At 68.9% G+C, this 14,319-nt stretch carries 13 protein-coding genes; 8 read left to right on the top strand and 5 right to left on the bottom strand.

Annotated elements, in window-relative coordinates; translation table 11 throughout:
- Position 1 precedes the first annotated feature (1 nt).
- Positions 2-1,369: a TrpB-like pyridoxal phosphate-dependent enzyme gene (locus PKD89_RS05440; RefSeq protein WP_289010343.1), complete on the top strand. Its 1,368-nt coding sequence runs from the start codon at positions 2-4 to the stop codon at positions 1,367-1,369.
- Between the two features lie 8 nt (positions 1,370-1,377).
- On the opposite strand, the gene PKD89_RS05445 is transcribed toward PKD89_RS05440, so the two are convergent.
- Together PKD89_RS05445 and PKD89_RS05450 are read right to left on the bottom strand one after the other, a co-directional pair.
- On the bottom strand, positions 1,378-1,818 hold the full coding sequence (locus tag PKD89_RS05445; RefSeq protein WP_287394318.1) for a type II toxin-antitoxin system VapC family toxin: 441 nt from the start codon (positions 1,816-1,818) through the stop codon (positions 1,378-1,380).
- Positions 1,815-2,108 carry a hypothetical protein gene (locus PKD89_RS05450; protein ID WP_287376398.1) on the bottom strand — a complete coding sequence of 98 codons (294 nt, stop codon included), beginning with the start codon at positions 2,106-2,108 and terminating at the stop codon, positions 1,815-1,817. Before PKD89_RS05450 ends, PKD89_RS05445 begins: the two co-directional genes overlap by 4 nt.
- Positions 2,109-2,210: 102 nt before the next feature.
- Between PKD89_RS05450 and PKD89_RS05455 the strand changes: the two genes are divergently transcribed.
- Together PKD89_RS05455 and arfB are read left to right on the top strand one after the other, a co-directional pair.
- The gene (locus PKD89_RS05455) at positions 2,211-5,120 is read left to right on the top strand and encodes a leucine--tRNA ligase (protein ID WP_289010342.1); all 2,910 of its coding nucleotides are present in this window, start codon (positions 2,211-2,213) and stop codon (positions 5,118-5,120) included.
- Between the two features lie 68 nt (positions 5,121-5,188).
- Positions 5,189-5,632, top strand: coding sequence for an alternative ribosome rescue aminoacyl-tRNA hydrolase ArfB (gene arfB / locus PKD89_RS05460; RefSeq protein WP_289010341.1), 444 nt, complete (start codon positions 5,189-5,191; stop codon positions 5,630-5,632).
- A gap of 25 nt (positions 5,633-5,657) precedes the next feature.
- Here arfB and PKD89_RS05465 read toward each other — a convergent pair whose 3' ends face one another.
- Positions 5,658-6,158 carry a GNAT family N-acetyltransferase gene (locus PKD89_RS05465; RefSeq protein ID WP_289010340.1) on the bottom strand — a complete coding sequence of 167 codons (501 nt, stop codon included), beginning with the start codon at positions 6,156-6,158 and terminating at the stop codon, positions 5,658-5,660.
- Between the two features lie 226 nt (positions 6,159-6,384).
- Between PKD89_RS05465 and scpA the strand changes: the two genes are divergently transcribed.
- The 5 genes from scpA (at position 6,385) to PKD89_RS05490 (ending at position 11,773) form a co-directional block, all read left to right on the top strand.
- Positions 6,385-8,580, top strand: a complete 2,196-nt coding sequence (gene scpA / locus PKD89_RS05470) for a methylmalonyl-CoA mutase (RefSeq protein ID WP_289010339.1) — start codon at positions 6,385-6,387, stop codon at positions 8,578-8,580.
- Between the two features lie 54 nt (positions 8,581-8,634).
- Complete coding sequence (gene upp / locus PKD89_RS05475; RefSeq protein ID WP_287376410.1) at positions 8,635-9,258, top strand: uracil phosphoribosyltransferase; 624 nt, start codon at positions 8,635-8,637, stop codon at positions 9,256-9,258.
- Between the two features lie 17 nt (positions 9,259-9,275).
- Positions 9,276-9,863 carry a mismatch-specific DNA-glycosylase gene (locus PKD89_RS05480; protein WP_349257321.1) on the top strand — a complete coding sequence of 196 codons (588 nt, stop codon included), beginning with the start codon at positions 9,276-9,278 and terminating at the stop codon, positions 9,861-9,863.
- A gap of 75 nt (positions 9,864-9,938) precedes the next feature.
- Positions 9,939-10,730 carry an SDR family oxidoreductase gene (locus tag PKD89_RS05485; RefSeq protein WP_289010338.1) on the top strand — a complete coding sequence of 264 codons (792 nt, stop codon included), beginning with the start codon at positions 9,939-9,941 and terminating at the stop codon, positions 10,728-10,730.
- A gap of 143 nt (positions 10,731-10,873) precedes the next feature.
- Positions 10,874-11,773, top strand: coding sequence for a hypothetical protein (locus PKD89_RS05490; protein ID WP_324332304.1), 900 nt, complete (start codon positions 10,874-10,876; stop codon positions 11,771-11,773).
- Between the two features lie 2 nt (positions 11,774-11,775).
- Here PKD89_RS05490 and PKD89_RS05495 read toward each other — a convergent pair whose 3' ends face one another.
- Both PKD89_RS05495 and PKD89_RS05500 read right to left on the bottom strand, forming a co-directional pair.
- A complete protein-coding gene (locus tag PKD89_RS05495) occupies positions 11,776-12,918 on the bottom strand; it encodes a hemolysin family protein (protein ID WP_289010337.1) in 1,143 nt (380 codons plus the stop codon).
- Positions 12,915-14,261, bottom strand: a complete 1,347-nt coding sequence (locus PKD89_RS05500) for a hemolysin family protein (protein WP_289010336.1) — start codon at positions 14,259-14,261, stop codon at positions 12,915-12,917. Before PKD89_RS05500 ends, PKD89_RS05495 begins: the two co-directional genes overlap by 4 nt.
- Positions 14,262-14,319: the final 58 nt, after the last annotated feature.

Here is a 14,319-nt window from a genome sequence, read left to right on the forward strand (position 1 = left end):
CATGGCCGACGACATGCCCACCAAGATCCTCCTCAGCGAAGACGAGCAGCCCACCCAGTGGTACAACGTCATCGCCGACCTGCCGACGCCGCCGCCACCGCCGCTGCATCCGGGCACCCACGAGCCCGCCGGGCCCGACGACCTGGCGCCGCTGTTCCCGCAGGCGCTGATCGAGCAGGAGATGACCGCCGAGCGCTACATCGATATCCCGGGCGGCGTGCTCGACGTCTACAAGCTGTGGCGTCCGAGCCCATTGTTCCGGGCCCATCGCCTGGAGGCGCTGCTCGATACGCCGGCCAAGATCTTCTACAAGTACGAGGGCGTCAGCCCGGCCGGTTCGCACAAGCCCAACACTTCGGTGCCCCAGGCGTATTACAACCACCAGGAGGGCGTCACGAAGCTGACGACCGAGACCGGCGCCGGCCAGTGGGGCTCGGCGCTGGCCTTCGCCACCGCCCAGTACGGCATGGAGTGCGAGGTGTGGCAGGTGGCGGCCTCCTATCGGGCCAAGCCGCACCGCAAGACGATGATGGAGATCTGGGGTGCTTCGGTGCACTCCAGCCCGTCCGAGCTGACCGAGTTCGGTCGCGAGCTGCTGGCTGAGAACCCCGATCACCCGGGCAGCCTGGGCATCGCCATCTCCGAGGCGGTCGCCATGGCGGTCGCCGACCCCGAGGCCCGCTACGCCCTGGGCTCGGTGCTCAACCACGTGCTCCTTCACCAGACGGTGATCGGCGAGGAGGCGTTGCTTCAGCTGGCCAAGGTGGGCGTGACCCCCGACGTGCTGGTGGGCTGCACCGGTGGTGGCTCCAACTTCGGTGGCCTGGCATTCCCGTTCCTGCGCGAGAAGCTGGCCGGCAACATGAACCCGACGATCCGCTGCGTCGAACCGGCGGCGTGCCCCAGCCTGACCAAGGGCGAGTACCGCTACGACTTCGGCGACACGGCCGGCCTGACCCCGCTGCTGAAGATGCACACCCTGGGCCACGGGTTCATCCCCGAGTCGATCCACGCCGGTGGCCTGCGCTATCACGGCATGTCGCCGCTGGTCAGCCACGTCTACAACGAGGGCCTGGTCGAGGCGATCTCGATCCCCCAGACCGAGTGCTTCGCCGGCGCGATCCAGTTCGCCCGGGCCGAGGGCATCGTGCCCGCACCCGAGCCGACCCACGCCATCGCCGCCGCCATCCGCGAGGCCCAGGCCGCCAAGGAGGCGGGGGAGGAGCGAGTGATCCTCACCGCACTGTGTGGCCACGGCCACCTCGACCTCGCCTCGTACGAGAACTACCTGGCCGGTGGGCTGAAGGACTACGACCTTCCCGACGAGGCGATCGCCGCCGCCATGGAGGCGGTGCCGGTCCTCGACTGAGCGGAGACCTAGCCGAGAGTGGCCGGTATCAGGCCGAATCGTTCGGCGGATGCCGCTGCCCGCAAGTCGTTGTCGAACGCAGCGAAGCGCTCAAGGCCCCCAAGCTGTGTCCGGGCCTCGACCGCCGACGCCAGTTGGACGGCGTCGTAGGCGCGGAGTCCGTGTCGAGCCACCATGTCGAGAGCGGCATCGAGGATGGACGGATTGGTCGCAACCAAGGCGATGTCTCCAACCGGATCGTCGAGGTCTGCTTCGAATCTCGCCGTGAGCGTGTGCGCATCGGATGGGTCCAGTTCGCCCATCCGATGTTTGCGCCACAGCGCCGACGCCAGTTCCACTCTGCTGATCTCAGCAGTCACCAGGGTGGAAGTGATCGCCCGGATCTGCTCGTGCCCTCGTTCGGGCACGTACAGCTTGACCAGCGCGGAACTGTCGGCATAGACGGTCACCGGCCAGTGGAGATCAGCTCGTCGAGTGGCGTTCCAGAAGCTGCCCGCTCGCCGGCGGCCTTGACCTCAGCGTCGGACGGTCGGGACCGAGGCGCCCTGGTCGCTCCCAGCAATCCGGCTGCCGCCAGTCGTTCTCGAACGGCTTCAGACTCGGAGCCGGCGAAGTCCGGGTTGGACGCCGCCGATACGACCAGCGTGATGTATTCGTTGAGGGAACGATTCGACCGCGCCGCAGCGTGTTTCGCTCGCTTCACGATCTCGTTGTCTGCGCGCCAGCTGACCTGTGCCATGCAAGCATGCTAGCAAGCATGATCAGATTCTGGAACACCTCCGGCGGCGGCGCCTCCTCCTCTCGTTCCGTACCCGAACGCCCGAGCGCCTAGCCTCAGCACGTGGCAGACACGCTCCCCCCGTACCGATACACCCCCGAGTTGGCCGCCGACATCGAGCTTCGGTGGCAGGAGCGCTGGGAGGCCGACGGCACTTACGAGGCGCCTAACCCTTCCGGGCCGCTCGCCGATCCGGAAGCGGTGGCCGGCCGGCCTCGCCGCTACGTGCTCGACATGTTCCCCTATCCCTCCGGTGCGGGTCTGCACGTCGGGCACCCGTTCGGTTTCATCTCGACCGACGTCTATGCCCGCTATCGCCGCACCCGGGGCGACAACGTGCTGCACGCGATGGGCTACGACAGCTTCGGCCTGCCCGCCGAGCAGTACGCCGTCCGTACCGGCGCCCACCCCCGCACGACGACCGAGGACAACATCGCCATCATGCGTCGCCAGCTGCGACGCATCGGCCTGGGCCACGACGCCCGCCGTTCGGTCGCCACCACCGACGTCGACTTCTACCGCTGGACCCAGCGGATCTTCACCCGCATTTTCGAGTCGTGGTTCGACCCGGACGCTGACGTCGCCCGGCCGATCGCCGAGCTGGAGGCATCGTTCGAATCGGGGGAGCGGGCGACCCCGGACGGCCGTGTCTGGGACGAGCTGACCGAGGGTGAGCGGCGGGCGATCATCGACGCCCACCGGCTCGTCTACTCCGCCGAGATGCCGGTCAACTGGTGCCCGGGGCTGGGCACGGTGTTGGCCAACGAGGAGGTCACCGCAGAGGGACGCTCCGACATCGGCAACTATCCGGTGTTCCGCCGCAACATGCGCCAGTGGGTGATGCGCATCACCGCGTACGCCGACCGGTTGCTCGCCGACCTGGACCTGCTCGATTGGCCCGAGCCGATCAAGGTGATGCAGCGCAACTGGATCGGCCGCTCGACCGGCGCCCAGGTTCGCTTCGCCAGCGACGCCGGCGACATCGAGGTGTTCACCACCCGGCCCGACACGCTCTTCGGTGCCACCTTCATGGTGTTGGCGCCCGAGCATCCGATGGTCGACGCGCTGGTGCCCGACGCATGGCCGGAAGGCACGCCGGACAGGTGGCGTCGGGCCACCGCCGACGGCGCTGCGGCGGCGACACCTCGAGAGGCGGTCGCCGCCTACCGGGCCGCCGCCTCGGCCAAGACCGATCGCGAGCGCCAGGAGGACCGCCAGAAGTCCGGCGTCGCCATCGGCGCTGTTGCCACCAACCCGGTCAACGGCGAACCGGTACCGGTCTTCATCGCCGACTACGTCCTCATGGGTTACGGCACCGGCGCCATCATGGCCGTGCCGGCCGGCGACGAACGCGACTTCGAGTTTGCACGCGACTACGGGCTGCCGATCACCGCCATTCAACAGCCGTCGGATGAGTGGTTCGCCGCACGCGACCTGGAGCCCACCCTGGAGACCGCCACATGGCCCGAGGCCTTCGTCGGCGAGGGCGCCTACGTCGGCTCCGCCAACGAGAACGTCGATCTGAACGGTCGGCGCACGATCGCCGAGGCGGTCGCGCTGATCAACGGCTGGCTCGAGTCGGTCGACCGCGGCGAGGCCGCCATCACCTACCGGCTGCGGGACTGGCTGTTCAGCCGCCAGCGCTACTGGGGCGAGCCGTTTCCCATCGTGTGGGATGAGCACGGCCCGCGGGCGCTGCCCGATTCGGAGCTGCCGGTCGAGCTGCCCGAGGTGGACGATTATTCGCCCCAGGCCCACGACCCCGACGACGCCGACTCCAACCCGGTGCCACCGCTCGGTCGGGTGGAGGAGTGGGTCAACGTCGAGGTTGACCTGGGCGACGGGCCTCAGAGGTACCGCCGCGAGCTCAACGTGATGCCCCAGTGGGCCGGGTCGTGCTGGTACGAGCTGCGCTACCTCGACCCGACGAACGCCGAGCGCTTCGTCGATCCCGAGGTGGAGCGCTACTGGATGGGGCCGCGTTCCCCACATGACAGCCCGGACGCGTTGGGCGACGGACAGACGGTCGGCGGCGTCGACCTGTACGTCGGCGGCGTCGAACACGCCGTGCTGCACCTGCTGTACGCCCGCTTTTGGCACAAGGTGCTGTTCGACCTGGGGCTGGTCAGCTCGCCCGAGCCGTTCCACCGGCTGGTCAACCAGGGCTACATCCAGGCCTACGCCTACACCGATGCCAGGGGCCAATACGTCGAGGCCTCCGAGGTGACCGAGGTCGACGGGGAGTTCCTCTTCGAGGGTCAGCCGGTCAACCGCGAGTACGGCAAGATGGGCAAGAGCCTGAAGAACATGGTGACGCCCGACGAGATGTACGACGCGTTCGGCGCCGACACGTTCCGGCTCTACGAGCTGTCCGGCGGGCCGCTCGAGTCCAGCCGCCCGTGGAGTACGCGGGACGTGGTCGGCATGCAGCGGTTCCTTCAGCGGCTGTGGCGCAACCTGGTCGACGAGGACACCGGTGAGCTGACCGTGGTCGATCGGCCGGCCGACGACGAGACCCGGCGCCTGGTGGCCCGCACCGTGGCCGGGGTTGGGGAGGACCTCGACGCCCTGCACGCCAACACCGCCATCGCCAAGCTGATCGAGCTGAACAACCACCTCACCAAGGCGGCCGCTCCGGTGGCCCGGGAGGTGGCCGAGCCGCTGGTGCAGTTGCTCGGTATCGTGGCCCCCCACATCGGCGAGGAACTGTGGGCCAAGCTGGGCCACGACACGTCGGTGGTGTGGGCCCCGTTCCCGATGGTCGACGAGGGTCTGCTGACCGAGGACACGATCGAGCTCCCCGTGCAGGTAAACGGCAAGGTGCGCGGTCACATCACGGTGGCAGCCGATGCCGACCAGGCCACGATGACCGCCGCCGCTCTGGCGATCGACAACGTCGCCGCCCACCTCGAGGGCGCCGACCCCCGCAAGGTGATCATCGTCCCCGGCCGCATGGTCAACGTCGTCGTCTGAGTTGCGCCGCAGCGCGATGGGGGCGGCAGGGATGCGACCGTCGGCGCCAAATCGGCGACACTGGACTCATGGCCGGCGAATCACATAAACCCGTTCCGTCCGAACGCGGGCTGAAGGTGAACGAACGCCTGACCATCCCCGAGGGGGAGCTCGTCTGGCAGTTCACGCGGTCGGGTGGTCCGGGCGGGCAGCACGCCAACACCTCGGACACCCGGGTCGACGTGCGCTACGACGTCACCACGTCGGCGGTGCTCAGCGACCACCAGCGCGCCAGGCTGATCGAGCAGTTCGGCGACGAGGCCCGTGTGATGGTCGATCGCCACCGCTCCCAGTGGAAGAACCGGGTGGAGGCCCGCTCTCAGCTGGCCGGCCGGATCCGGGCTGCGCTGGCGCCACCGAAGGCGCCTCGTCGGGCCACCCGGCCCACACGCGGCTCCAAGCGGCGGCGGCTCGAGGCCAAACGCCAGCAGAGCGAAAAGAAGGCCAACCGCCGCCGTCCGCCGATCGACTGAGTGCCATGGGCTTCGGCTCAGCCGGCTACAGCATCAGCTCGAGCTCCCATTCGGTATAGGTGTCGCGCGGCGGTTGGAAGGTGTCGGTGCGACCGGTGCGGGTGAACCCGAGGCCGGCGTACAGCCGGTCGGCCCCGGCGTTGGCGCTGGCCACCCAGAGCACCACTCGTCGAAACCCCGTGTCACGAGCGTGGCTGACAACGGCACCGCTCAATGCCTGGGCGGCGCCGCACCGCCGTGCCGACCGGTCGACCCACAGGCCCGACAGGTGGGCGGCGTTCGGATCGTCCCAATCCGGGCTCGAGGTGACGACGCCGACGTCGCCTCCGTCGAGCACCGCAACCCATGTGTTGGCCGACGCGAGCCGCGACCTCCACTCGGCCTCGGCCAGGTCGATCTCCTCGGACAGCAGCTTGAAGAACGCCTGGGGATCCTGGCGGAGGCTCGCCAGCCGCAACGCCTTGACCCGCTCCCACTGCTCGGCGCCAACAAGCTCAACGATCACCGGCGTTGTAGTGGCGCTCACGTGCCGATTCTGCCAGCGCTGCGGGTCGCCCCCCAACGCAGTAAAGGCACCCATGATTGAACTGGGTGCTTTTACTGCACCCCCTCGGTAGTAAAGACACCCAGATGTGTCTTGGGTGTCTTTACATTCACCCTCTCCGACATCTCAAGGGCCCAGCTCAGGCAAGAGTTCGTTCCTGCGGGCCGGGGCTGCGATGCGGCCTGGAGGGCTCCGGTAGCCTGAGGGGGTGAGCGCTCTTCCCGATTACACGACCATCGGCCCGCCCCCGACCGCCGCCCCGCCCGAAGGCGCCGCGGAGCGCTGGCGCAGCGAGGCCGCAGCGATCGCCGGAGGCGAACCGGGCGACCTGAGCGTCTCCACGCCCGAAGGCATCGACATGGCGCTGCTGTCGACCGCCGCCGACACCGACGAGCTGGGCTTCCTGGACTCGCTGCCGGGCATCGCCCCGTTCGTTCGTGGGCCGTACCCGACGATGTACACCAACCAGCCGTGGACGATCCGCCAGTACGCGGGCTTCTCCACCGCCGAGGACTCCAACGCGTTCTATCGCCGCAACCTGGCCCAGGGCCAGAAGGGCCTGTCGGTGGCCTTCGACCTGGCCACCCACCGGGGATACGACTCCGACAACCCCCGGGTGGCGGGCGACGTGGGCATGGCCGGGGTGGCGATCGACTCGATCTACGACATGCGCACCCTCTTCGACGGCATCCCGCTCGACAAGATGTCGGTGTCGATGACGATGAACGGTGCGGTGCTCCCGGTGCTGGCGCTGTACGTCGTGGCCGCCGAGGAGCAGGGCGTCGCCCCCGACAAGCTGGCGGGCACCATCCAGAACGACATCCTCAAAGAGTTCATGGTGCGCAACACCTACATCTATCCGCCCAAGCCCTCGATGCGGATCATCTCGGACATCTTCGCCTTCTCCTCCGAGCACATGCCCAAGTACAACTCGATCTCGATCTCCGGCTATCACATGCAGGAGGCCGGGGCGACTGCCGACCTGGAGCTGGCCTACACGCTGGCCGACGGCCTCGACTACGTGCGGGCCGGCATCGAGGCCGGGCTGGACGTCGACGCGTTCGTGCCCCGGCTCAGCTTCTTCTGGGCGATCGGCATGAACACCTTCATGGAGGTGGCCAAGATGCGGGCCGCCCGGCTGCTGTGGGCCGGCCTGGTGAAGCAGCACTTCAACCCCAAGAACCCCAAGTCGCTGTCGCTACGCACCCACAGCCAAACCTCGGGCTGGTCGCTGACCGCCCAGGACCCGTTCAACAACGTGATGCGCACCTGCCTGGAAGCGATGGCCGCCACGCAGGGTCAGACCCAGAGCCTGCACACCAACGCGCTCGACGAGGCGCTGGCGCTGCCGACCGACTTCTCGGCCCGCATCGCCCGCAACACCCAGCTGTTCCTCCAACAGGAGTCGGGCACCACCGACGTGATCGACCCGTGGGGCGGCAGCTACCACCTCGAGTCGCTCACCGCATCGCTTGCCCGCAAGGCGCTGGCACACATCGGCGAGGTGGAGGAGCTGGGCGGCATGGCCCAGGCGATCGAGGCGGGCATCCCCAAGCTGCGTATCGAGGAGGCGGCCGCCCGCACCCAGGCCCGCATCGATTCGGGCCGCCAGCCGCTGATCGGCGTCAACGCCTACCGGCCGGACGTGGAGGACCCCCTCGAGGTGCGGGTGGTCGACAATGCGGCGGTGCGCTCCGGCCAGATCGAGAAGCTGCGCCGACTGCGCGAGGAGCGTGATGATGAGACGACGACAGCGGCGCTCGACGCCCTGACCAAGGCGGCCGACACCGGGGAGGGCAACCTGTTGGCGTTGAGCATCGACGCTGCCCGGGCAATGGCGTCGCTCGGGGAGATCTCGGATGCGATCGAGCGGTCCTACGGACGCCATCAGGCACAGATCAAGACGATTTCAGGGGTGTACCGCAGCGAGATGGGCGAGAACGCAACACAGGTGATGAACGTGCGCGAGCAGGTGGAGCGCTTCGCCGAGGCCGACGGGCGCCGTCCGCGCATCCTGCTGGCCAAGATGGGCCAGGACGGTCACGACCGTGGCCAGAAGGTGATTGCCTCGGCCTTCGCCGACCTGGGCTTCGACGTCGACATCGGTCCGCTGTTTCAGACGCCGGCCGAGGCCGCGTCGCAGGCGGTCGAGGCCGACGTCCACATCGTCGGCGTGTCGTCGCTGGCCGCCGGCCACCTCACCCTGGTGCCCGAGCTGCGCGACGCTCTGGCCGAGGCCGGGCGGGACGACATCATGATCGTCGTCGGCGGCGTCATCCCGCCCCAGGACTTCCCGGCGCTGCGGGAGGCCGGTGCGGCGGCGATCTTCCCGCCCGGCACCGTGATCGCCGAGGCGGCCGAGGGGTTGTTGGACCAGTTGCTGGCAAGCGTCGCTCAAGCCTGAGGTCGGCGGCGTCGGTGCCGCGTCCTCACCGCCGCGATGGGTCAAGATGGGACGATGCAGCTCACCGTGGTCGATCATCCGCTCGCCCGGGTGGCGCTCAGCGTGCTGAGGGATGAGTCCACCGATGTGGCCGGATTCCGGCAGGCGATGGGAACGCTGTCGAGCATCCTGGCCTATGAGGCGGCGCGCGGACTGAGCGTCACCGAGTTGCCGGTCAGGACGCCGCTGACCGAGACGACCGGCGCCCGACTCGATGAGCTGCCGCTGGTCGTGCCGGTGTTGAGGGCGGGCCTTGGGCTGCTGCCGGGCATGCTCGAGCACCTGCCCGGGGCGCCGACCGCGTTCGTCGGGGTAAAACGCAACGAGACCACCCTGGTGCCGGAGCCCTATCTGGACACCGTGTCCGAAGGACTCGACGGAATTGAGGCGTGGGTGCTCGACCCGATGCTGGCCACCGGCGGATCGCTCAACCATGCGGCGGAGCTGCTGCGGCGCCGCGGCGCCGAGCGGGTGACAGCGCTGTGCGTGCTCGCCGCCCCCGAAGGAATCGCCGCCCTGCGCCGGGAGGGGTCAGTCGGTCACCTCGTTGTTGCGTCGATCGACGACTACCTCGACGACGATGCGTTCATCGTGCCCGGGCTGGGCGACGCCGGCGACCGGCTGTACGGCCCGGCCTGACGTGTGATGAGGTGAATGTGGGTTTCGGCCGCGCTGAGCTCGAGTCGTTTCGCGATGCAACCGTGCCCGACATGGTGGGCCCCGGGCTGAAGCTGTTGTTTGTCGGCATCAACCCCGGGCTGTGGACGGCGGCCGCCCAAACCCACTTCGCCTACCCGGGCAACCGGTTCTACCCGGCGCTGCTCAAGGCGGGGATCATCGAGCGGGACATCGACCGCTCGGCGGGGATGTCCGACGCCGACCGCAACTATTTTCTCGAGCGGGGCCTGGGCATCACCAACGTGGTCGGTCGCGCCACCGCCAAGGCCTCCGAACTCAGCCGGGACGAACTGCGCACAGGGGGCGAGCAGCTGCGGGCATTTGTGGCCCACCACCGACCGAACGTCGTGGCGGTGGCCGGCATCACCGCCTACCGCGACGCCTTTGGCCGGCCGAAGGCGACGATGGGACGTCAGGACGAGACCCTGGGCGGCGTCGAGCTGTGGGTGGTGCCCAACCCCAGCGGCCTGAACGCCCACGAAACGGTCGATTCCCTGGCGGAGGCGTACCGGGCCCCGGCGCTGGCCGCCGGGCTGGACCTGCGCCCGTCGACGGCCTCGGACTGAAGCGTGCTGCCCGGCACCAGACGCAACGGCCGTCCCCGCCAGCGGAGGGCAGGTGCGGATGACAGGCTGAGCGCCATGCGCATCCTCATCACCGGTTGTTCCACCGGCTTCGGCCGTGCCACCGCGGTCGAGGCGACCCGTCGGGGACATGAGGTGATCGCCACCGCCCGCGACGTCGCCACGCTCGACGACCTCGACGTGGCCGAGCGGCTGAGCCTCGACGTGACCGATCGGGCGTCGATCACCGCTGCGGTGGCCCAGGCCGGACGCCTGGACGCGCTGGTCAACAACGCCGGCGTCGACCGCCACGGCCCGGTCGAGTCCTACCCGGAGGATGTGGCCCAGTGGGTGATGGACACCAACTTCTGGGGCACGTTTCGCATGACCACAGCGGTGGCGCCGGCCATGCGCGCCCAGGGGTCGGGCGTCATCGTCAACATGTCGTCGGTCCAGGGTCGGGTCGGCACGCCGTTGGGCGGTGTCTACTCGGCGAGCAAGGCGGCGATCGAGAGCTACAGCGAGTCGGCGCACTTCGAGCTGAGCCACTTCGGCGTGCGGATGGTGGTCGTTCAGCCCGGCTACTTCGATACGCCGATGGCCACCAAGGGCTCCGACGAGCTGATCGAGGGCACGGTCTACGAGGAACTGGCGGCACAGTGGTCGTCCGGCTCGGACTCGCTCAACCCCGCCGGTCGGCCGGGGCCCGACGTGGTCGCCACGGCGATCGTCGACGCTCTGGAGGACCCCGAGACGCCGCTGCGGGTGCCGGTGGGCAACGATGCGGTCATGGTGCTCGGGGCGCGAGGTTCGATGGATGATGTTGCCTTTGAAGCGGTGATGCGCGGCACCCTCAACCTCACCTGGTAGCGCTCCCGGTCGTCGACGGCAATGGGCCGCGGTCCCCGTAGTCGAGCTTCCAGACCCTCGATACCGTCGTCATCGGGGCCGACCGCACCGGCCTCGATGGGAGGAATCGAACGATGGACACCTTCGGTACGCGACCAGGCGACATGGAGCAACCCGGCGTGGCGGCACTCGATGGGTTGGCGCTGCCCCCCTGGGCCCGGCCGTTGCGCTCGCAAGGTCGGGCCCGGGAGCTCCTGAAGGTGACGACCGCGGTCGTCACCCACCGCTACAGCGCTCCGGTGGTCGACGGGTGGGAGGGTTCGCTTGCCGTCCCCGACGGTGGCCCGGTCTTCGGCATGACCACGCTGGCCGAGGTGGCCGCCCGTATCCCTCGGAGCGAGTGGCGGCTGCTGGTCTACGACATGATTTCGGCGTTGGATCAGCTCGACGCTCCGGCGATGGACGCGATGCTCTCCGACTGGGACGAGGTGAAGGACCGCTTGAGGGTGCGCATCTTCGGCGGGCGCAGCGACGAGCGGCCCGTGCCGGTGGTCGCCAAGCCACTTGGGCCCACCTCCTACATCGGCCTCGGCGTGGAGCTCGATCGGGTGATGGCCTCGGTGAGCGTGGTGCATGCGGGCCGGTGGGGAGTGCCGATGCCCGATGTGTGGGCGACAGCGGCGGTCAACCGGGCCGAACTGGTGTCGGTCACCTACGAGATCCAGTTGCACGACTGCTGCCCCTTCGCCCTGGTCGACGGTGATGGGCTGGCCGTCACCGGACACGCGCTCGACCTGACACTGGCCATCCCCGAGCTGTCGTGCCCACCCGATGTGGCGGTGATGGCGCCAAGCGCCCACAACCTGTTGGTGCTGCCCCAACCCCTGGACGGCCTCGAGAGCGCCGGCGAGTTGCTCCGTGCGTTTCACGGGGCGGGCATCGACCGGGCGGAGGCCAGCGGCAACCGGGTGTCGTTCGACGTGTTTCGCTACCGGGGGCCGGGCCTGTTGACCTACGAGGCGGCGTGGTCCAGGCCGGCCCCCGCACGGTCCGTCTACAACTGAACTCAGTCGCTCTCGGGCAGCATGGGGGTGCGGCGGCGGGCGTTGTGGCGCACGCTGCGCAGGCGGCCTTGAACCTTGACCCGCACCGGTGGCTCGGCCAGGTCGCCGACCGCCTCCTCGATCAGGTCGCGCAGGGTGACCAAACCGAGGGTGAGGCCGCTGTTGCTCACGACGAGGGCGACGTGGGCGTCTCCGCTCTGCAACAACAACAGCACGTCCTCGGTCAAGTCGTCCGGTGAGACCGACACTACCGGCCGAAGCAGATCACCGGCGGTTTTCTCGGCCCGCTCAACCTCATCCAGCAACAGAACGTCGCGCACGAGGACCATGCCGGCGACATCGTCCAGATCGGCGTCGTGGGTTACCAGCAGGCGGCTCCGTTCGGTTCGCCGGGCGGTTTCCTCGATCGCGTCGGCGTCATCGTCGATGCTCACCTCGACGATGTCGTTGCGGCTCGTCATCACCGAACCGAGCGTCGTTGCGCTGAGGTGCAGCCCGCGGGTGAGCAGTTCCTGGTCGGCCGGATGGATGCCCACCCCGCCCTCGGCGTTGGCGCCCGATTGTCTGATGAGCAGCCCGAGGTCGGCGGCGCTGTAGGCGGCGGCATCGTCGCGTGGGGTGGTGCCGGTCAGCCTCACGGTGACGTTGGCCATCCAGTTGAGGGCGGCGATCAGCGGGCGAAAGAGCGATACGAACCCGACAAAGGGCCGGGCGAGCACGAGCATCGACTTTTCCGGCGACGAGATGGCGATGCTCTTGGGCGCCATCTCGCCGAGCACCATGTGCAAGAAGACGACGATCGACAGCCCGATCGTGAACCCGATCGCACGGACGACCCCGCCCGGTAGCTCGATCCTGCCGTCGAGGACAGCGTTGAGTGCGCCCTCGATCAGGTGGGCGATGGCGGGTTCGGCCAAGGCACCGATGCCCAGCGAGCACATCGTGATCCCCAGCTGGGCGCCGGCGAGCATCACCGACAGTTCCTTCGAGGCCTTGATCCCGGCGAGGGCGCGCCCGTCGCCGTCTGCCGCCAGTTGTTCCAACCGGGACCGGCGGGCCGCCAGCACGGCGAACTCGGCGGCGACGAACGCACCGTTGGCGGCCAGCAGCAACAGCGAGAGCCCGAGGGCGATCGGGGTGCTCATCGCTCGATGCCCCCGGCACCTTGGTCGGACTGTCGGATGTGGATCCACTCGGCGGCCCGGTGGTCCATCGACTCGACCTCGAGTTCGAGGGCCGTGCCGCCGTCCCCGGACACGACGACGACCTCGCCGACCGCGGGGACGGAGCCCAGCAGGGTCATCACCAGCCCGCCGACGGTGTCGTAGGGCCCTTCGGGCAGCTCGAGACCGAACTCGCGCTGCACGTCGACGACCAATGCGGAGCCGCGAATGCGCCAGCCGTCATCGACGACCGATCCCAGCTCCGGCCCGACCGCCGGCAGGTCGTACTCATCCTCGATCGGTCCGAGCAGGCGCTCGACCAGATCCTCCAGGGTGACGATGCCGGACAGGTCGCCGTACTCGTCGGTGACGACCGCCAACTCGCTGCCCCGCTGACGGAACCGCTCGAGGACCTCCTGCGCCGAGGTGGATTCGACCACTTCGGTCGGGTACGCGGTCATCAGGTCGACGACACGCGCCGACGCCCGCTTCTCCGGCTTCACCCCGACGAGCTGTTTCAAGCTGACCAGCCCGCGCACCTCGTCGATGCCGTCCTCGCTGCGGTGAACGACGGGAAAACGGGTGTAGGCAACCCGGGCGGCGGTCATCAGGTCGGCGCCGGTGGCGGTGTCGGGCAGCGTGACCACCTTGCGGCGCGGCACCATCACCTGGTCGGCGGTGAGGGTGCGGAACTCGAGGACCCGGCTGAGGAGCCGGGCCTGGCCTTGCGAGAGGTTGCCTTGCTCGGCCGCCGCCTCGACGATGTAGTCCAGTTCCTCGATCGTGACCGACGAGTCGAGTTCCTCGACGGCGTGCAGCCCAAAGCGGGCGAGGAGCGCGTTGGCCGACCCGTCGAACAGCCGGACGATCGGCCCGAAGATCCGCATGTAGATGTTCAGGCCGCGGGCCAGGCGAAGGGCGACGCGCTCCGGTTTGGTGATCGCATAGTTCTTCGGCGCCAGCTCCCCCAGCACCATCTGGGCGACGACCGCCACCAGGAAGGCGAGGGTCGTCGACACCGCCGTCCGCGCCGCTCCGGCGAGACCGATCATCTCGAACAGCGGGCGGAACAGCTGTTCCAGGACCGGTTCGGCGATGAAACCGAGGACGAGCGAGGTGGCGGTGATGCCGAACTGCGCGCCGGACAACATGAACCCGACACGACCCAGCACCGAGAGTGCCCGTTTGGCGGAGGCGTCTCCGGCGGCCTCCGCCTCCTCGAGCCGGTGCCGACGGACAGCGACGTAGCCAAACTCCGCAGCGACGAACCAAGCATTGCTGCCGATGAGGGCAAAGATGGCGAGCAGGCCGAGGAAGGTGTTCATGGGATGCGTGGGCGCTCGGGAGAGACTATCGGGGTGTCGATCGGCCCCGGGCCGGAAC

Source organism: Candidatus Neomicrothrix sp. (genome assembly GCF_035329545.1).
Lineage (GTDB): Bacteria > Actinomycetota > Acidimicrobiia > Acidimicrobiales > Microtrichaceae > Microthrix > Microthrix subdominans.